The organism is Dactylosporangium sp. CS-047395 (assembly GCF_050942185.1).
In the GTDB taxonomy this organism is placed as follows: domain Bacteria; phylum Actinomycetota; class Actinomycetes; order Mycobacteriales; family Micromonosporaceae; genus Dactylosporangium.
In genome coordinates this window covers 9,631,627-9,650,188 of sequence record NZ_CP192015.1, presented here as the reverse complement: position 1 = coordinate 9,650,188, position 18,562 = coordinate 9,631,627, and the positions used below count along the sequence as shown (strand labels likewise).

Annotated in this window: 16 protein-coding genes; 7 read left to right on the top strand and 9 right to left on the bottom strand. The window is 68.2% G+C overall.

Translation table 11 applies throughout. The features are described from left to right. The first annotated feature begins 24 nt into the window (after positions 1-24). On the top strand, positions 25-1,710 hold the full coding sequence (locus ACQP00_RS45110; protein WP_433209405.1) for a glycoside hydrolase family 3 protein: 1,686 nt from the start codon (positions 25-27) through the stop codon (positions 1,708-1,710). A gap of 684 nt (positions 1,711-2,394) precedes the next feature. Here the strand turns inward: ACQP00_RS45110 and fabF are convergent. The 6 genes from fabF to ACQP00_RS45080 form a co-directional block, all read right to left on the bottom strand. Further along, positions 2,395-3,585 (bottom strand): beta-ketoacyl-ACP synthase II, encoded by a 1,191-nt coding sequence (gene fabF, locus ACQP00_RS45105; RefSeq protein WP_433224230.1) that lies wholly within the window; start codon positions 3,583-3,585, stop codon positions 2,395-2,397. Between the two features lie 94 nt (positions 3,586-3,679). Beyond that, entirely contained in the window at positions 3,680-3,925 is a 246-nt protein-coding gene (locus tag ACQP00_RS45100; RefSeq protein WP_223097536.1) for an acyl carrier protein, read from the bottom strand. A 53-nt stretch (positions 3,926-3,978) separates the two neighbouring features. Then, complete coding sequence (locus ACQP00_RS45095) at positions 3,979-4,932, bottom strand: beta-ketoacyl-ACP synthase III (RefSeq protein WP_433209402.1); 954 nt, start codon at positions 4,930-4,932, stop codon at positions 3,979-3,981. Then, positions 4,929-6,092, bottom strand: coding sequence for an acyltransferase domain-containing protein (locus tag ACQP00_RS45090; protein WP_433209399.1), 1,164 nt, complete (start codon positions 6,090-6,092; stop codon positions 4,929-4,931). Before ACQP00_RS45090 ends, ACQP00_RS45095 begins: the two co-directional genes overlap by 4 nt. Before the next feature lie 171 nt (positions 6,093-6,263). Beyond that, the gene (locus ACQP00_RS45085) at positions 6,264-7,493 is read right to left on the bottom strand and encodes a PucR family transcriptional regulator (protein WP_433224228.1); all 1,230 of its coding nucleotides are present in this window, start codon (positions 7,491-7,493) and stop codon (positions 6,264-6,266) included. A 66-nt stretch (positions 7,494-7,559) separates the two neighbouring features. After that, positions 7,560-8,579: a cellulase family glycosylhydrolase gene (locus ACQP00_RS45080; RefSeq protein WP_433209396.1), complete on the bottom strand. Its 1,020-nt coding sequence runs from the start codon at positions 8,577-8,579 to the stop codon at positions 7,560-7,562. Between the two features lie 127 nt (positions 8,580-8,706). Here ACQP00_RS45080 and ACQP00_RS45075 point away from each other — a divergent pair, with 127 nt between their 5' ends. From ACQP00_RS45075 to ACQP00_RS45050, 6 genes are all read left to right on the top strand, one after another. Continuing rightward, a complete protein-coding gene (locus ACQP00_RS45075; RefSeq protein WP_433209393.1) occupies positions 8,707-10,914 on the top strand; it encodes a HelD family protein in 2,208 nt (735 codons plus the stop codon). Next, positions 10,911-11,807: a ParA family protein gene (locus ACQP00_RS45070; protein WP_433209390.1), complete on the top strand. Its 897-nt coding sequence runs from the start codon at positions 10,911-10,913 to the stop codon at positions 11,805-11,807. Before ACQP00_RS45075 ends, ACQP00_RS45070 begins: the two co-directional genes overlap by 4 nt. Positions 11,808-11,823: 16 nt before the next feature. Further along, positions 11,824-12,213, top strand: a complete 390-nt coding sequence (locus ACQP00_RS45065) for a hypothetical protein (protein ID WP_433209387.1) — start codon at positions 11,824-11,826, stop codon at positions 12,211-12,213. Positions 12,214-12,481: 268 nt separating this feature from the next. Continuing rightward, entirely contained in the window at positions 12,482-13,075 is a 594-nt protein-coding gene (locus tag ACQP00_RS45060) for a MarR family transcriptional regulator (protein ID WP_433209384.1), read from the top strand. After that, a complete protein-coding gene (locus ACQP00_RS45055) occupies positions 13,072-13,536 on the top strand; it encodes a hypothetical protein (RefSeq protein ID WP_433209381.1) in 465 nt (154 codons plus the stop codon). Before ACQP00_RS45060 ends, ACQP00_RS45055 begins: the two co-directional genes overlap by 4 nt. A gap of 31 nt (positions 13,537-13,567) precedes the next feature. Then, positions 13,568-14,125, top strand: coding sequence for a cobalamin-dependent protein (locus ACQP00_RS45050; RefSeq protein ID WP_433209378.1), 558 nt, complete (start codon positions 13,568-13,570; stop codon positions 14,123-14,125). A gap of 294 nt (positions 14,126-14,419) precedes the next feature. Here ACQP00_RS45050 and ACQP00_RS45045 read toward each other — a convergent pair whose 3' ends face one another. The 3 genes from ACQP00_RS45045 to ACQP00_RS45035 are packed head-to-tail and all read right to left on the bottom strand — an operon-like array spanning position 14,420 to position 17,963. Beyond that, positions 14,420-16,507 (bottom strand): hypothetical protein, encoded by a 2,088-nt coding sequence (locus ACQP00_RS45045; RefSeq protein WP_433209375.1) that lies wholly within the window; start codon positions 16,505-16,507, stop codon positions 14,420-14,422. Continuing rightward, the gene (locus ACQP00_RS45040) at positions 16,504-17,055 is read right to left on the bottom strand and encodes a hypothetical protein (RefSeq protein ID WP_433209372.1); all 552 of its coding nucleotides are present in this window, start codon (positions 17,053-17,055) and stop codon (positions 16,504-16,506) included. The genes ACQP00_RS45045 and ACQP00_RS45040 overlap by 4 nt, the downstream gene beginning before the upstream one ends. Beyond that, positions 17,052-17,963: a hypothetical protein gene (locus ACQP00_RS45035; protein WP_433209369.1), complete on the bottom strand. Its 912-nt coding sequence runs from the start codon at positions 17,961-17,963 to the stop codon at positions 17,052-17,054. The genes ACQP00_RS45040 and ACQP00_RS45035 overlap by 4 nt, the downstream gene beginning before the upstream one ends. Positions 17,964-18,562: the final 599 nt, after the last annotated feature.

The window sequence follows — 18,562 nt, the reverse complement described above, 5'->3', positions numbered from 1 at the left end:
GCGCGGTCATGATTGAGTAGGGCGGTGCCGAGTCCCGCGCGTCGCCTCCTGCTGTCCTTGACCGCCCTCGCCCTGCTCGCGAGCGGCTGCGGCGGCGACGACGGCAAGGACCCGACCGCGAACCAGAGCGGCCCGGTGTCCGCGCTGGTGCCGGGGGAGGACCCGGCCGCGCTGGCCGGCCGCCTCTCCGATGAGGAGCTCGTCGGTCAGCTGCTGATGCCGTACGCGTACGGGAACGCGGCCGACAAAGTGTCCTCGGGCTCGGCGTCGGCCAACCGCACGTACGCCGGCGCGTCGACGCCCGCCGAGATCATCAAGAAGTACCACCTGGGCGGCATCATCCTCGTCTCGTCGAGCGCCGACGACCCCACCGCCGGCACCAACAAGACCACGAACGTCGAGTCCCCGGCCCAGGTCGCGAAGCTCACGGCGGGCCTGCAGCAGGCGGCCCTGAGCCAGCCGGCCCGGCTGCCGCTGCTCATCGGCACCGACCAGGAGTACGGCCAGGTCACCCGCCTCCGCGACGGCATCGTCCAGCTGCCCTCGGCGCTGGCCTTCGGCGCCGCCGGCGACCCGGCCCTCACCGAGGCGGCGTGGAAGGCGGCCGGCACCGAGCTCGCCGCGATCGGCCTCAACGTCGACTTCGCCCCGGACGCCGACGTCCTGGGCACCCAGCCCGGCGGCGTGATCGGCTCCCGCTCGTTCGGCAGCGACCCGGCCAAGGTCTCGCTCCAGGTCACCGCCTCGGTCCGGGGCCTGCAGTCGGCGGGCGTGGCCGCGACGGTCAAGCACTTCCCGGGCCACGGCCACACGACGACCGACAGCCACAGCGCCCTGCCGGTCCTCTCCCAGAACCTGACCACCCTGGAGTCCGCCGACCTCCCCCCGTTCACCGCCGCCCGCGACGCCGGCGTCGGCCTGATCATGTCCGGCCACCTGGACGTGAAGGCGATCGATCCCGGGGTGCCGGCCTCGTTCTCCTCGAAGGTGCTGGTCGACCTGCTGCGCACCAAGCTGGGCTACACCGGCGTGGTGGTCACGGACGCCCTGAACATGGCCCCGGCCGAGCAGTGGGGCCCGGGCGAGGCCGCAGTGCGCGCCATCCTCGCCGGCAACGACATCCTCCTCATGCCGACGAACCTCTCCGCCGCGCACAAAAGCCTGCTGGAAGCGGTCAAGTCGGGCCGCATCACGAAACAGCGCCTGATCGAGTCGGCCACGCGAATCCTGGCGCTGAAGGCGCGGCTGGCGACGGTACCGAAGCCGGACGCGACCGTCCTGGACGGCCCGTCGGGCAAGCAGGCCGCCCGCGCGGGAGCCGCCGGGGCGATCACCGTCTTCCGCGGCAAGTGCTCCGGCCCCCTGGTCACCGGCCCGATCCGCGTCACCACGGCCGGCTCGGACACGGCGCGCGGCTGGCTGGAGGAAAACCTGCGCGCGGCGGGCGCGGAGGTGGTGACCCAGGGCGGCTCGGAGGTCCGCCTGATCGGCTACGGCCGCGGCTCGGCCGACCTGTCCTCGACGGCCGCGGTGACGGTGGCCCTGGACACGCCTTACGTGCTCGGCTCCGCGAAGGGCACCTTGCTGGCGACGTACTCGTCGTCGCGGGCCTCGATGTCGGCGCTGGCGGACGTGCTGCTGGGGAAGGCGAAGGCACCGGGTCGCTCACCGGTGCCGGTGCAGGGACTTCCGGCGACGGCGTGCTCGTAGGAGCGGCCTCTTCCGGCTCGGCTGATTTCGACGCCGCTTCGCGCAACTGGCGAAGCTTCTCGGCGTGCCGCTTCGCCAGCCCCCAGTCGCGATGCCGTTTGTGCTCTTTCCGAAATGCCTCGTTGGTCGGGGAGTAATTCCGGCGTCTCGTGGTGTCGCGCATCGCCGCCATTTCGGCCCGGCCAAACAATGACATCTGCCCCACCCAACAATCGTCCCACTGGGTTGCTGATTTTCTCATTGACGACCGTCCGGAATCGCAGATGCCGCGAATTTCTGGGTTGCTGTTGCGCTGGGGTTGAAAAGCGTCAGGCCGGACCGATGGGCACCGCTATGTGCCCTCGGCCGATGGTCCCCGGCCGCCTGCGGCGACCGGAATGTATTAGCCGGGTCCCGCAGACGACTTTGGTCACCGTTCGGTGGTCCAGGCCGTAGATTCAGGAGCCGGGTCCGCCGTGGTCGACGTTCGGTGGTCCAGGAGGAGAATCTGAAAGAATAAAAGAAATTAGCTTCCTGAGTTGTACCACCGAATGATGACCACGACGGACCCGGCAGTCTTCTACGGTCTGGACCACCGAACCTTGACCATCGGGCCGGTGGAAGAAACCGCACGCCGGACCGACGGGCAGCCAGAAAAGCAGAAAGGGGGCACTCCGAAAAGGAGCGCCCCCAAATTGCTGCGACTCAGACGCGGGCGAACACCAGAGCTGCGTTGTGCCCGCCGAAGCCGAACGAGTTGTTCAGGGCCGCCGGGATTTCCAGGTGGCGGGCCTTGTGGGCGGCCACCTCGAGGTCCAGGGCGTCGTCCGGGTCGTCCAGGTTGATCGTGGGCGGTACGACGCCGTGGTGCACCGCCAGGATCGTGGCGATCGACTCGACCGCGCCCGCCGCGCCCAGCAGGTGGCCGGTCATGGACTTGGTCGAGGTCAGGATCGGGTGGTCGCCCAGGGCGCGGTGCAGCGCCTTGATCTCGGCGATGTCGCCGACCGGGGTCGAGGTGGCGTGGGCGTTGACGTGCTGGACGTCGGACTTGGCCACGCCGGCGTCGCGCAGGGCGAACTCGATGGCCCGGACCGCGCCGTCGCCTTCGGGGTGGGGCTGCACGATGTCGTACCCGTCGGAGCTGAGACCGGCCCCGGCCAGCCGGGCGTAGATGCGGGCGCCGCGGGCGCGGGCGTGGTCGGCGCGTTCGAGGACGATGACGCCGGCGCCCTCGCCGAGGACGAAGCCGTCGCGGCCCTTGTCCCACGGGCGGGAGGCGCGCTCGGGATCGTCGTTGCGCACCGACATGGCGCGCATCGAGGCGAACCCGGCGATCGGCAGCGGGTGGATCACGGCCTCGGTGCCGCCGGCCACGACGATGTCGGCGCGGCCGAGGCGGATCAGGTCGAGGCCGTGCGCGATCGCCTCGGCGCCGGTGGCGCAGGCGCTGGCAACGCAATGTACGCCGGCCCGGGCGCCGAGCTCCAGGCCGATCCAGGCCGCGGGGCCGTTCGGCATGAGCATCGGCACGGTGTGCGGGGAGACCTTGCGGGGTCCGCTGGCCTCCAGGATGTCGTCCTGGTTGAGCAGAGTCTGCGCGCCGCCGATGCCGGTGCCCACGCTGACGGCGAGCCGGTCCTTCTCCACCTCGGGCGAGCCGGCGTCGGCCCAGGCCTCGCGGGCGGCGATGATGGCGGTCATCTCACTGCGGTCCAGCCGGCGGGCCTGGACGCGGTCGATCTTCTCGAGCGGGTCGGCCGCGAGTTGCGCGGCGATCCGGACGGTCAGCTGTGCGGCCCACTCCTGCGGCAGCGCCGATACCCCGGACTTCCCGGCGAGCATGGCCTCCCAGGTGGACGGCACGTCACCGCCGAGGGGAGTGGTGGCCCCCATGCCGGTGACGACGACCTCAACACTCACTGCTCAACAACTCCCTCTGCGGCCGGCCCGGTGCGCCGGGGTCCCGTGCGGGACCCCGGCGGCAGCATCAGGCCTGCGACTTCTCGATGTAAGAAACGGCGTCGCCGACGGTCTTGAGGTTCGGCACCTCGTCATCCGGGATCTTCACGCCGAACTTCTCCTCGGCCGCCACGACGACCTCGACCATGGACAGCGAGTCGACGTCCAGGTCATCGGTGAACGACTTCTCCTCGGCGACGTCGTCGGGGTTGACTCCGGCGACCTCTTCGAGGATTTCGGCGAGGCCTTCGGCGATCTCTTCACGGGTGGACATAGAGCTTTCCTTCCTAGGGTTGACGCTCTTTGAGATACGAGATGAACAGATCGCTACGGGCAGCGGATGACTTGCCCTGCGTAGGTCAGCCCGCCGCCGAAACCGAAGAGCAGCACCGGCGCCCCGGACGGGATCTCGTGCCGTTCGATGGCCTTGGACAGGGCCAGCGGGATGCTCGCGGCCGAGGTGTTGCCCGACTCGACGAGGTCCTTGAGGACCACCGCGTTGGGCAGGTCGAGCCGCTTGACGATCCCGTCGATGATCCGCGTGTTGGCCTGGTGGGCGACGAACGCGGCGATGTCCTTGCCCTGCACACCGGCGCGGTCGAGCGCGGCCTGGGCGTACGGTGCGATGGCGGTGGTGGCCCAGCGGAAGACGGCCTGGCCCTCCTGCTTGATGTAGGGCCGCCACCCCTCGATCTTGAGCACGTCGCCCTTCTCGGGTGCCGAGCCCCAGACCACGGGTCCGATGCCGGGCTGCTCGCCCTCGGCCGCGGCGCTGACCACGGCCGCCCCGGCGCCGTCGCCGAAGAGCACGGCGGTGGTCCGGTCGGTCCAGTCGGTCACGTCGGAGAGCTTCTCGGCCCCGATGACCAGGGCGTTGCGGGCGGCGCCGGCCCGGATCGCGTGGTCGGCGCTGGCCAGGCCGTAGCAGAAGCCGGAGCAGGCGGTGTTGAGATCGTACGCGGCCGGGGCGTTGATGCCGAGCTTGGCCGCCACGCGGGTGGCCACGTTCGGGCAGCGGTCGATCGAGCTGCAGGTGGCCACCACGACGGTGTCGATGTCGGCGGCGGTCAGCCCGGAGGCGGCGAGGGCCTTGCCAGCCGCGGCGATCGCCATGTCGGCGACGGTCTCGGAGCCGGCCACGCGCCGCTGGGCGATGCCGACCCGGTCGCGGATCCACGCGTCGTTGGTGTCGATCACCTTCGACAGGTCGTCGTTGGTGATGACCTGGGACGGCTGGTAGTGGCCGAACGCCAGGATCTTGGATCCGGCAGCCGGGGTCATAGTTGGCCTCCAATGCGGGCGAGCGGCCGGCCGGGGGCGACCGGTTCGTCGAGACGGGCGAGCCACTCGGTGAGCACGCCGGCGCCGGGCGCGGCGACGTCGACGGGGCCCCGCGCGGTCCGCACGGCCCCGATGACCTGGCCGGACTCGACGCGGGTGCCGGCGGCGAGGTCCGCGGCCGGGGTGAACGGGCCCGCGGCGGGGGAGATCGCGACGCGGTCCTGCGCGCGGAACGCCGGGCGGGCCGGATCCCCGCCGTGGCGCGCGATCGCGTCGCGCGCCTTGCCCAGGTCGTCCGGCGTGTTGACGGTCACGATCTCGATGCCCTTGAGGGCCCGTTTGGCCAAGCCCGCGAGTGTACCGGCGGGAGCCAGCTCGATCACGCCCGTCACCCCCAGCGCGGCCATCGTCTCCATGCACAGGTCCCAGCGCACCGGCGCGGTGACCTGGCGGACCAGGCGCAGCAGCATCTCGGGCCCGTCGGCGACCGGGTTGCCGTCTCGGTTGGACAGCAGCACCTTGCCGGGCGTGCCCGGGGTGATCCCTGCCGCCACCGTGGCCAGCGCGGCCTCGGCCGGGGCCATGAACGGCGTGTGGAACGCCCCGGCCACCTGCAGCTTGATCACCTTGGCCCGCGCCGGCGGCTCGGCGCCGAACTTCTCCAGCCCGCTCAGGGCGCCGGCGGCGACGATCTGGCCGGCCCCGTTGCGGTTGGCCGGGTACAGCCCGGCGGCGTCGATCGCCGCCACCACCTCGTCCGGCTCGCCGCCGAGCACGGCGCTCATGCCGGTCGGCTCCAGGGCGCAGGCGGCGGCCATCTCGCGGCCGCGCACCCCGGCGAGGGTGACCGCGGCCTCGGGGCTCAGCACGCCGGCCACGGCCGAGGCGGCGAGCTCGCCGACGCTGTGCCCGGCCACCACGGCGACGTCGTGCAGGGGCAGTTCGGCCGCTGTGAGCAGGGCGGCCGCGACCAGCAGCGGCTGGGTCTTCGCGGTGTCCTTGATCTCCTCGGCGTCGGCCTCGGTGCCCAGGTGCACCAGGTCGACCCCGGACAGCGCGGACCACCAGCGCAGACGGGCCTCGGCACCGGGCCGGGCGAGCCACGGGGTCAGGAATCCGGGCTTCTGCGAGCCTTGGCCTGGAGCGAGTAGGGCGAGCACCACTAAGACTTTTCCGGATTCACTACGGTCCCGCGGGTACCGCGAGACACCAAACTGGACGACGTCACTTGTAGGAACCCTACAAAAGATCGCGTGGTGTTGTGCCAACAGATCCGCCCGGTTACCCGGTGGCGTCCGTTGTTCACGCCCCGGACAGGATAATCGGACAAATCACCCCGATGTGGGCGGGGTGGTGGGCGCCGGACCGAACGGATCCAGCCTCCCAATGGTCAGCGCGATCCGCAACGCGAAGGCGTCGCGGGGCACCAGCGGCGTGAATCCGGTCACTTCGCCGATGCGCCGCAGCCGGTACCGGACGGTGTTCGGATGCACGAACAGCCCCCGCGCGGCGCTCTCCAGGACCCCGCCGCCGGCGAAGAACGCGTCGAGCGTCTCCAGCAGCTCCCCGCCGGCCCGCACCAGCGCGCCGTAGACCTCCTGGCGCAGCATCCGGCGGGCCTCCGCGTCACCGGCCAGGGCGCGTTCGGGCAGCAGGTCGGTCGAGGCCACCGGCCGGGGCGCGGCGGGCCAGGCGGGCGCGGCGCGGTAGCCGGCCAGGGCGGCCCGGGCGGACTCGGTCGCCTCGTCCAGCGACGGCACCGCCGGCCCGACCACGACCGGCCCGTCGCCGAAGCCGACCAGCAGGCGCTCGGTCGCGGCCATCGGGTCGGCGGCTCCGCCGAGTACGACGACCAGGCGATCGCCGTGTACGCCGCCGAGGATCTCGACGCCGATGCGACGGGCGGCGCGGTAGACGGTGTGCAGTACCGCCGCGGCTTCTCCGCCTGGAGAGCGACCCACCGCGACCGCGACCGGTGGTGCGTCGGCCCATCCCAGCGCGGCCGCCCGGCTGGCCAGCACGTCGGAGGAGTCGCCGCGCAGCAGGGCGTCGACCAGCAATGCCTGCAGCCGGGCGTCCCACGCGCCGCGGGTCTCGGCCGCCCGGGCGTAGACGCGCGCCGCCCCGAACGCGACCTCGCGGCTGTAGTAGAGGACCGCCTCGCGCAGCGACGTCTCCTGCCCGGGCGCGGCCAGGTGCGGCAGGTGCTCCTCGACGACCTCGATGGTGACCCGGATCAGCTGGACGGTCTGGCCGAGGTTGATCGAGCGGGCCAGCGCGCGCGGCGCCGCGTCGAAGAACTCCTCGGAGTTGTCCGGCGGCGCGGGGCCGTCCTGGTCGCGGTTGCGCAGCCACTCGACCATGGAGCGCACCCCGGCCTGCGCGACCAGCATGACCCAGGCCCGCTGGTCGGCCGGCAGCTCGCGGAACCACGGCAGCGTCTCGTCCATCCGCGCCACGCTGGCCGTGGCCAGGGCGCCGGCCGCGCGCTCGATCGAGCGGACGCTGTCCTCCAGCTCGCCCGCGGCCGCGCCCGCACCCGGCGCGCCGGCGGGCTCCACGCCGCCCAGCAGCTCGGGGAGGTTCGGGCCGAGGTCGCTCACCCGCATAGCTTTGCACGGGCGCGTTCACCGAGCTGCTGCCAGCCACTGCCGGCCGAAGACGCTCGCCGTGCGCCCGGTTGCGCGCAGCCCGTTCGGGCCGTCGATCAGCCGGCGCCCCCAGGACGTCAGCCGGCCCGCCCGGTAGTCCGAGACCACGTCCAGATAGTGGTACTCCGGGCTGTTGCCGCTCCACGACCAGCCCAGATACCCAAGACCGTGGGCCTGGCAGTACGCCATGATCGCGTCCTCGTCCGGGTCGCCGTACTCGTGCAGCGACGAGAACTCCCCGACCACGATCGGCAGCCGCTGCGCGACGAAGTGGTCGAGGTAGTCCGACACCTTGGCCGCGGTGTCGAACGGGCCGTACATGTGCACGTCGAACGTCACGTTGCGCAGCGGGTCACTGGCGAAGACGGCGGCGGCGTGGTCGTACATCACCCGGAACGCGTCGTTGCCCCAGTTCGGCGCGTCGACCATGAGCGAGTGGCGCAGCCCGGCCGCGCGCAGCCGGGCGATGGCGGCGATCGTGTTGCCGACCCAGTTCGCGTCCACGGCGTGGCCGGACGGCTCGTTGGCGATGTTCAGCACGACGTACGGCTCCTCGTGGCGCAGCACGTCGCGCAGGGACAGCCAGTAGTCGACCGCCTCGGCGATGGTGGCCGCGCCGGGCTGCGTGCCGTACCCCATGGTGTCGTGCACGTCGAGCACGCAGATCAGCCGAGCCGCCTTGCACCGGTCGATCACCCCGGCGACCGCGGACTTCGTCGTCGCCGTCCACTCGTGGCCGCTGGACAGCGCGACCCGCACCGCGTTCGCCCCGGTCGCCCGGATGTCGTCGAAGACCGAGGCCGGCCCGGGCCCGAACGCGAACCCGTGGTTCACGCCCCGCAGCACCAGCGGCTCGCCGCCCGCCTCGACCAGCCGGCCGTTCGCCACGTGGATGCCCTCGGTCGCGCCGGCGCGGGCCGGGGTGACGTACGCCGCACCCAGCAACGCCATGAGCAGCGCGGGAAACGCCGACCTGACAGCTAACCGTTTGACCACGGGTGAGGCGCTACCCGGGCCCCCGCCATTCACCCGTTGTCCGAGGGTGATTCGGCCCCGCGGGGATCGACCGGCCTCCACGGCGCAAGGTAGCGTGAGGCGCACGCAGGGTGCGAGAAGGAGTTCCGTGGAGTCCAAGGCAGCCGAAATCGCTGCTGAGCAGCAACACTTCGACCTCGCCCACAAGCACCGGGAACGCGCGCGCGCCGAACTGGGGGACAACCCCGACGCGGCCGCGAACGCCGGCGCCGGTCGCTGGCTGGGCGGGTTCCGCCGCAACCGCCGCGACGCCATGGCCACCGCGGAGCACGCGGTCGCCACCGGGCGCATGGACATCGAGCACGAGCGCTTCTACATCGGCCACGAGTCGATCTGGGACGACCAGCGGCAGATCCTGGTCATCAACTGGAAGGCCGACTTCGCCAAGAGCTTCTTCGAGGCGTCGGTCGAGGACCCGCACGGCCTGAGCCGCAAGCGCACCTTCACCTGCGAGGCCAACCACATCCTCGACTTCGAGGACCTCGTCTTCGCCCAGCTGGCGGAGGCCGTCCAGGCCCTGGAAGGTCCCGACGCCGCCCTGCTCGGCGAGCTCGACCGGGGCCGCACCGGCGAGATGCACGACATCGTCGCGACGATCCAGGCCGCGCAGTACCGTCTGATCCGCTTCCCGCTCGAAAACTGCCTCGTCATCGAGGGCGGGCCGGGCACCGGCAAGACCGCGGTGGCGCTGCATCGCGTGTCGTGGCTGCTGTACAACGAGCAGCAGAGCCTCCGCCCCCGCGACGTGCTCGTCGTGGGGCCGCACCCGGCCTTCACGCGGTACATCCGAAGAGTCCTGCCGAGTCTGGGCGACACCGAGGTCGAGCAGATCGACATCGACCAGCTCGGCCCGCCGGTCCAGCGCGGCCGGCAGGAGGACCCCGCCACGCACCGGCTCAAGGGCGAGGCCCGGATGGCCGGGTTCCTGTCCCGCGCGCTGGAGGCCCGCATCGGCGTCCCCGAGGCGGCCGAGCGGATGCTCTTCGACGGCCGCTTCCTGACCCTGACCGGCGCCGAGGTGGCCGACGCGGTCGCCGCCGCCCGGTCCGCCGGCGGTCCCTACGCGGTGCGCCGCCAGCGGCTGCGGGCCCGCCTCGCCGAGCTCGTCCGGGAACGCGGCGGCCCGCTCGAGGCCGAGCGTCTGCCCCCGGTCGAGAACCTGCTGGAGCGGCTGTGGCCGTTGCAGAGCCCGCCCGCGTTCCTGCGCAGCCTCTTCGGCTCCCGCACGCGCCTGGCCGCCGCGGCCGGCGGTGAGTCCGGCGCCGACTTCAGCGCGGAGGACGTGGCGCTGCTGTACCGCCGCGGCGCCGACCGCCTGTCCGCGCAGATCTGGAGCGCCGCCGACATTCCGCTGCTCGACGAGGTGGACGAGCTGGTCAACGGCTCGACCGGGCGGTACCGCCACATCGTCGTCGACGAGGCCCAGGACCTCTCCCCGATGCAGCTGCGCGCCATCGGCCGGCGCTCGTCCAACGGCTCGTTCACCCTGGTCGGCGACCTGGCCCAGTCCACCGGCGCCTGGGCCCGCGACTCGTGGGACGAGGTCACCGCCCACCTGCCGGCCCAGCAGCCGCGGGTCATCGCCCCGCTCCGCTACGGCTATCGAGTGCCCCGCCAGGTGTACGAGCTGGCGGCCATGCTCCTCCCGCTCGCCGCGCCCGGCGTCGAGCCGACCCACGTGGTCCGCGAGGGCCCCGCCGACCCCGGCACGCACGTCGTCGAACCGGGCGAACGCGCCGGCCGGGTCGCCCAGATCGCCCGGGACCACCTCGACGCCAACCGCTTCGTCGGCATCATCTGCCCCGCGATCCTGCGCGCCGAGCTGGAATTCGCCCTGCACGCCAACGACCTGCCGTGGGGCCGCGCCGACCAGGGCGAGCTCGAATGCAGCCTCAACCTGGTCTCCCCGCAGGAGGCCAAGGGCCTGGAGTTCGACGCCGTCATCGTCGTCGAGCCGGAGGAGATCGTCGCCGAGGACCCGCGCGGCCACCGCCTGCTGTTCGTCGCCCTCACCCGCACGATCCGCTTCCTGGACATCGTGGCGAGCGGCGACCCGTTGCCGCTGGAGCCGCCGTCGGCGGCGGTCCCGTTCATCCCCAGGCAGCGCCGGGTCATCGAGCCCGACCCGGACCCGACGGTGGAGCTCTCCCTGCTCGACCGCCTGGCCGAGGACCTGGCCGCCATGGTCGCCGGCGGCTCGCCCCAGCCGCTCTGGGACGAGGTCCTCCAGCGCGCCGCCACCCTCCTCGACCAGCGCGCGGGCCGCGACCGCCCGAAGGGCCGGCACAGCCGATGAGCGTCGTCAGCGTCATCAACTACAAGGGCGGCGTCGGCAAGACCACCGTCACCGCCAACCTCGGGGCGGAGCTGGCTGCCCGCGGCCGCAAGGTCCTGCTGATCGACCTGGACCCGCAGGCGAGCCTGACGTACTCCTTCTACCGTCCGTCCGACTTCGATGAGCAGCCCACCATCCGCGCCTGGTTCGAGGCGTTCGTGACCACGCGCGCGCCGGAGCCGCTGTTCAAGTACGTGCTCGCCCCGCACGCCGTGAACGCGATCGTCCAGCCCAACGGCGGCAACCTGCACCTGATCGCCTCCCACCTGGGCCTGGTCGACGCCGACCTCGACCTGGCCGCCGGCCTCGGCGGATCGCGTTTCCAGAAGAGCAGTCCGCGGTACCTCCAGGTGTACCGCCTGCTCGCCGACGCCCTCGCCGACCCGTCGTTCAACAAGTACGACACGGTCCTGATCGACTGCCCGCCGAACTTCAACCTGGTGACGAGAACCGCGCTGGTGGCCAGCGACCACGTGGTCGTCCCGGCCCGCCCCGACTACCTGTCCACCTTGGGCATCGACCTGCTGCGGACCCGCCTGTCGGCCCTGGTCGAGGAGTACAACTCGGTCGCCGGCACCCCGATCAACCCGGAGATCGCCGGGGTTGTGTACACGATGGTGCAGTACACCGCGAACGGTCCTTTGAACTCCCAGCAGACGTCGGTCCAGCGCACGACGGAGATCGAGATGCCGGTCTTCCGCCAGACCATCCGCGACAACAAGTCGGCGGTCACCGAGGCCGGCCTGCGCGCGGTGCCGGTGGTCCTGGCACCGGAGGGCACCCCGGCGGTCGAGAACCTACGATACGAGCTGCAACAGCTGACGAGCGAGTTCCTGGCGCGCACTCGACTTTGAGCGGAGCGTTGTTTTGATGACAGACCCGGCCGACCTGGCCCACGAGGTGCTGCTCCGCGTGGCCGCGTTCGTGCGGACCCTGCCCGCCGACCAGTTGCAGGACCTGGCCTCGGGCGCGGCGAAACTGGAGCTGGTCCCGAAGTCCGGCCGCCCCGCCAAGGCCGCCCCCGCCGCCTTGTCCCGCCCGGTGAGCGAGATCGAGTCGATGCTCGCCGAACTGGAGACCCGGCAGGCGGCGGTGCAGTACCTCAACGACCTGAAACTCACCGTCCCGCAGGCGAAGGAACTGGCCAAGACCCTCGGTGTGGCCGCCCCCGCCAAGTCCACGAAGGCGGCCCTGCTCACCGCCATCGTCGACGCGACCGTGGGCCGGCGGCTGGACAGCCTGGCCCTCAGCGCCCGCTAGTCCGGCCTCGGTCAGCTGCCTTGGAACCAGCCGTCGCCGCCGGGCCGGTGCTCTGGCCGCCGGCGTCGTGGCACTCGTGGCCGTGACGGGCACCGGGCTTGCCCAGTAGGACCGGCCGTCGGCAACGGCGCCCGCGACGCCGGTGACCGCCGCATCGGCCTGCGGTTCACGAGCTCCTACACCGGGGCGGCGCCGTCACGCTATTCGACGCGCCTGTGCCTGCACGCTGAGTTGATACTTGCACATCCTGCAAGGTATCTTTCAGGATGTGCAAGTAAGGTCCCGCCTGCTGCCGCTGCTGCGCTCGCCGCTGCTGGGTGAGCTGCTGGCCTGGCTGTACCTGCACCCGGACCAGAACTACTCGGTGACGGAGCTGGCCCGCCGCTTCAAGTCGTCCCAGTCGACCATCAGCCGGGAGGCCGATCACCTGGCCAAGGCGGGCCTCGTGCGCGAGGAGCGGCGGGGCACGATGCGCCTGCTCCAGGCGGACCTGGACAACCCGCTCGCCCGCCCGCTCACCGAACTGCTGGCGCTGACGTACGGCCCGGCCGCGGTCCTGGCCGACGTGCTGCCACCCGTGCCGGGCGTCGACGCGGCCTACATCTACGGCTCCTGGGCGGCCCGCTACGCCGGCGAGGCGGGCCCCCCACCCCGCGACGTCGACGTGCTGGTCATCGGCGACGCGGACGAGGACGACCTGGCCGACGCCGCCCGCCGCGCCGAACGCGAACTCGGCCGCGAGGTCAACATCCACCGCGTCGCGGCCGCGGCCTGGCACGCGAAGAGCGACGACGATCCCTTCCTGGCGTCGGTGCGGTCCCGCCCGGCGTACCCGATCATCGAACCGGGAGTACACCCGTGAGATGGCAACAGGGCCGCGAGGTTTTGGACGACATGATCGCCCGCGGCGAACTGGAACGAGTGCCGGCCAGCCGCGCCCACGCCGACCATCTCCTGACCCAGGCCCGCCGGCACCTCACCTCGGCCGGGGCGATCGCGGCCGCCGACCCCGCCGGGGCCTACCAGCTGCTGTACGACGCCGCCCGCAAGGCCCTCGCCGCGATCCTGGAGAACCAGGGCGTACGCGCCACGAGCCGGGGCGGCCACATCGCGGTCCGCGACGCGGTGACGGCCCAGCTCGACCCGCCACTCGGCGGCGTCCTGCGCCCCTTCGACCGCCTCCGCCGGCGTCGCAACCAGGTCGAGTACCCATCCGCCGCAGCCCCGACGATCAGCGCGGAGGAGGTGCAGCGCGACGTACCCAAGGTCGAGCAGATCCTCGACGTCGCCGCCCAGGTCCTGGACCGGATGAGCCCGCTCTGACCGGAGTGTCAGGCCTGGCAGGATGGGGGGCGTGAGCAGCGCCGACCTCGTTCTGATTCTGCGGTACCGCAAAGCGGTCACCTACGGCCACCACGTGCTGCTCGCCGCCCTCGAAGAGCACCCGACCGACACCCGCTACGAGGTCGTCTTCGCCGAGTCGGCCGCCGCCACCGTCGAGGCCATCAAGGCGGCCCATGGCGCTGGCAAGGTACTGGTGCTCTGGAGCTTCTACTCGCCCGACGCCGCCGCCCTCGCCGAGGAGCTCGCCGCCATCAAGGAGCAGGCCCCCGGCGCGGTCCATGTGGCCGGCGGAGTGCACGCCACCGCCGAGCCGGTGCGCACCCTCGACGCCGGGTGGGACATCGCCGCCGTAGGCGAGGGGGAGAGCACCCTCCTGAACCTCGTCGACCAGGCCGGCGACCCCACGGGCATCCAGGGCCTCGTCTACCGCGACGAGCAGGGCACGCTCCACCGCACCGGGAAGGCGCACCGCGAGCCGCTCGGGACGTACCGGGCGTTTCCGGTCACGTACAAGCGGATGAACCCCATTGAGATCACGAGGGGTTGTGTCTACGCGTGCGCGTACTAGTCCCAACTACGCTCTTTGACCGGACCCATCAGGCGATTCCGGGTGCTCACGTGGCTACCAGCCATGTGTGTGCTGGCCGCGACTCGTTGCTAGACATCGAGGGCACCCGGTCCAGCAGTGCTCCGGTCATCCTGTACTTCAACGTGCCACCGAAGGTGCAACGCTTCACCGATGGCGGGCCGAGGGGTGTGCCGTCCAGCATGGGATATCGAGCAAACGCTAATCGCGCTCGAGGGCAGCCGATAGCAACGCCGAACCGCCAAGCGCCTATTTCAACTCAACGTGATCACCAGACTAAGGTTCCATAGAGTCCACTATCTCTTCCTGCTCTAGGATGCGGTCTGAGCCGAGCTCAATGAATTTGACTGCCCCACGGGGTGGGGCATCTCTTAGGTTGGGTACGTCAGTCGTACTGGTCACTACCACCTGACCAGCGTCGCCAGCATCCTCAGCAAGATAGCGAAGAACCGATTCGTAGTCCGGCAATTCCATATCCTGCTGGCGTGGCTCGTCGAGAATTAGGAACCCTGGATGGGAATTGCGGCGCCGACCGATCTGCCGAATCGCATCCAGGTAAGCAATTTTAATTCGAACGACGTCACTCGCACTTGCGTCGGTGTCTACATCAAATCCTTCTCGTACCGGATGGAGTGAGTCCCGATCAATTTGCACGAGTGCCGGATCGTAGCTGCCAAATCCAGAAACTTGCAGTCGATTGCGCATTAAAGTCTGAACTTCCCGAAGCGTGGCCAAGTCCGCGTCAGTATAGCCATCCGGAAGACGATTAATTGCGTTTCGCAAACGTGCAGCTTCGGCCGCTATTGACACGAGTTCAGACATTCCATCATCAAACGAATCCCTCGCACGAACAATCTCACCACGACGCAATTCAACGGTGATCCTTCTGGCTATGTCGGCGCTTCTGGGGACCTGATCGGGAGCAATTGCGTCCGCCTCCAGAGCGCGAAGACGAACTCGCAGATGGTCCACTTCGCGTTGCATTGCCGAATACGCGTTGGCGGACTGATCCAATACTAAATTCGACCGATCGCGCATCGCTTTGGCGGTCGCAATCTGTGCATTCAGCAAGCCGATCGTCTCATTTACATTCAATGTGGGACCAAGATCTTCTACCTCTACGCCGTCCAATGACTGGCGACAAGTGGGGCAGTTGTGATCCGCGATATGTTGAGCCGCAACTTCGCTACCCAATCTGATTAACGTCGCAACATCACGGTTTCTATCACGTTCTTCTGTCAGTCCGTCAAGTCTCCGGTCGAGGGCAGCAAGCTGCGCCTCCGCGATAGACAAATCCTGCTCGAGAAGACGCGCCGCAGCGAGGACGTCATTCAACTCCTCTTTAACATTCGCAATCTCCCCTCGGACCTGCTCATCGTAACCTGCACTAGTCTCGGTTGACGGTAAAGCGGTTCTTGCGACAAGTTCTTGAAGTTCGGCATCCAACGATGTAATCACATCGTCGGACAATAGCCATTCCCCCTCTCGGACTATCTGCAGCCGGACATTCGTCAAGTCGGAGGGGGTGACGTTAGCTGCTCGAGCGGTGGCGCCGGCCGGCTTCTCAGGCAATCCGACCACTCGTCCACCAGCCGCACTCACCTGCCCACGGATCGCTGCGCGTGCGGATGCCCAAGTAAGCAGCAAATCGGCAAGTTCACGCTCCAGCTCCTCTCGTCGCCTCCGAGCATTCGGGCCATCGAGAGTAAGGAGGAACTCGGCCGCACGCCTTACAGGATTCCGAATCTGATACCGATCGACTTTTCGCGGACCTGAGGAGACCCAGGCTTGCTGGTCCACGATTAGGAACGGAAATACGACGTCCGGGTAGAGCAGCGTGGGCTGACCAGCATAATTGACGACAGCGGGAAGTTCCCACCTCAGAAACTGGAGCAGTCGGGTATGAAATCCTCGATCACCCTGAACCGATCCAGCAGCGTGCAGGAAATATTCGTTTGGTTGGTCAGTGGCCGCATCCCCAGACAGCGCAGCCCCCTCCCACAAACGTACGAGATCGCGCTGAATCACGGGATGCTTGATGAAGCGCTGCGCAGTAATGAACTCTCCTGCATCGTTACGCATTTCGACAGCAACCCAGCTTGAAATGACAGACTCCGCAACCTCTCCATCATCCGTTGAATAAATAATCTCGCTCGTAAGCGCACTCCCGAGAGGGGCGTGAGCACGAGCTTGAAGCATTCTCTCCATACCTAGGCCATAGATAGCGCCCTGTACAATCTGCGTCTTACCGCGATTATTGCCAGCCCTGACGATGTTCAGACCGGGTGAGAGAAAGATCGTTCGCCCGAATGCCGAATTTCTTGTACGCACTCTGAGGCGCACTGCCGTGATCCAAGCTTTCATGCACCCCCACCTCCCAAGTGCCGGGCTACGGCAGCGTCACTTAAGCGCGGAAATGACGCCAAGAACTCCTTCTCAACCCTCAGTAGTTCCGGTTCAGCCCGGACGCTATAGACGAGCTCAACACCCTTGCCTGATAGCTTTATGCGTTGCCTAGAAGAGCCGATAATCCCAACCAAACCGTCAGCGGCAGCCAAGGAGATCGTAATCTGGAGATCAGGGTCGATGCGCTGCATTTGAGTGCCGGCGAACCGTCGACCAATCCACCACATTTTTAGCATTTGTCTCGTTCTTCGAGTTCGCGTCGCCCACATGAATAAATGCACGTTCTCCACATTTGCCGCATTTGCATTGAAACTCGCGAGAACCAGCGCAAGCAATGCGGTTCGGTAAGCCACGCGACGCCGCACATCCAGCGGTCGCGGCTGCTGACGAAAAACTACAGGAATGTCGAGACTCTCGATATCATGCACTGAGGCTGGACGCGTAAATGTCCACAAAGCCGCCGTATTTTCGGCCACAGTTTCAGAATTCATCGGGTTTTCGCTCACGGAAAGTCCAATGGGCATTCCATAAGCCAGTCTGCAACTTGCCCCTCAGCGAGTACACGCCCCTGTGATTGACGTATATTCAAGATATTAATGATTTCCCTCTCGGTGTCTGTCAACACTGTTGCCAGTAACCGATCAGGGTTCGGTTGATCGAGCGGATACTGAACCTCAAGACGGGCCTCCAAATCCGTCATCCGGTCCGCCAAATCCGCCCCAAGCTCGGAATAGTTGTCGTGAATCCATTCACGATGCTCTCGCGCAGCCACCGAATTCTGGAGAAGACGGTCAACAAACCTGCTGCGCTTGTCGGCAATCGAATAGGTAGATGTGCGCGCCAACTTTGAATTCATAACCTCGATGAGTGGATCTTCAATCTCACCAAAATTGGACATTTCCGGAGCTGGGAGATGGAGCCGATCTAAACGCCGCTCAATTACCGCATTTTTCGCCCGCTCGAAGGAGCGTAAGGTATGGCCGACGACTATGATGTCATGACTGGCATACGGGAGACTTTCCGCTCGCAGTCGCACTGTCTGATCATGACAGTGTTCGTTAAGCCGCTTTGAGTTGATCAGAGGAACTAGCAGAATCCATAACTTCGCCTGATATCCGGGCGGCAACACCTTGGCAATCTTCGCCTTATTCCTGATGAACTTTCCAACGTCGGCAGTCATCTTGCTACGCTGCTTCCGGTAACGAGTACCGGTATCGAGCGGCTCATTCTCCGGCGCATAGCATTGATAAATGCACCCATCCAGCGAATAAGCCTCGAGGCCACCGTCTCCGAGGTCATCGTCCGGGACCTCGATCAACTGGCCGCCGCCATGGTGCTCATGCAGCACCCTGACGCATAGATCCTGCCATTCGTCGCCAGACAACTGCTCAAAGCCCGACAATGCCGAGACCATGCGTCTACCGCAAGCCCGATGCCATGAATCGGACCAGCCCACAACCTGGGTTCGATGCTTCGGCCATAGTCACACCCTTCGCCCACGGACGTTAGTACACCAGATCGAGCCCTTGGCTGAACTGACGCTCGAAGTGCCGCTACTGCTGGTAATAGGCGTATCGCTCTGTGCCATTGTTTGACCATGGAGCTATCTAGTCAAGGTCTGGACAAGCCAACACGGCACGCTTCGGATCAGGAGGCGGCCTCCGGCGATCTAGCCGAGATGTGGGGACCCGGACGCAGAGCAGCGTCCACCGAGCGTTACACGCCGCAGAGGCCCCTTGGCGACCTCGGTATGGATGTATTGACTGTCGCGGTCGCCGCGCAAGATCACCTGGCCGCCTTGGATGGCGACTCCGACAGCTAGGGCATCCGTGATCAGCTCGATGCGCAGATAGGTGGTGAGGAGCCAGCCGGATTTAGCCGGCGCGTTGCGATGTCGATCTCCACACGCGGGCCGCTGGCACTGATGTGTAGGTTCCCGATCAGCGCGCCGCGCAGTGGTGACGCGCCAATGTGCACCTTTGGTCAACTGACGCTCAGCGGTCAGCAGACTTC

Bases quoted from the DNA above. Each gene is read 5' to 3' on its own strand.
- ACQP00_RS45100 (WP_223097536.1), bottom strand. From the start codon at position 3,925: ATGTCCACCCGTGAAGAGATCGCCGAAGGCCTCGCCGAAATCCTCGAA.
- fabF (WP_433224230.1), bottom strand. From the start codon at position 3,585: ATGGGGGCCACCACTCCCCTCGGCGGTGACGTGCCGTCCACCTGGGAG.
- ACQP00_RS45035 (WP_433209369.1), bottom strand. From the start codon at position 17,963: ATGGTCTCGGCATTGTCGGGCTTTGAGCAGTTGTCTGGCGACGAATGG.
- ACQP00_RS45065 (WP_433209387.1), top strand. From the start codon at position 11,824: ATGACAGACCCGGCCGACCTGGCCCACGAGGTGCTGCTCCGCGTGGCC.
- ACQP00_RS45095 (WP_433209402.1), bottom strand. From the start codon at position 4,932: ATGACCCCGGCTGCCGGATCCAAGATCCTGGCGTTCGGCCACTACCAG.
- ACQP00_RS45045 (WP_433209375.1), bottom strand. From the start codon at position 16,507: ATGAAAGCTTGGATCACGGCAGTGCGCCTCAGAGTGCGTACAAGAAAT.
- ACQP00_RS45070 (WP_433209390.1), top strand. From the start codon at position 10,911: ATGAGCGTCGTCAGCGTCATCAACTACAAGGGCGGCGTCGGCAAGACC.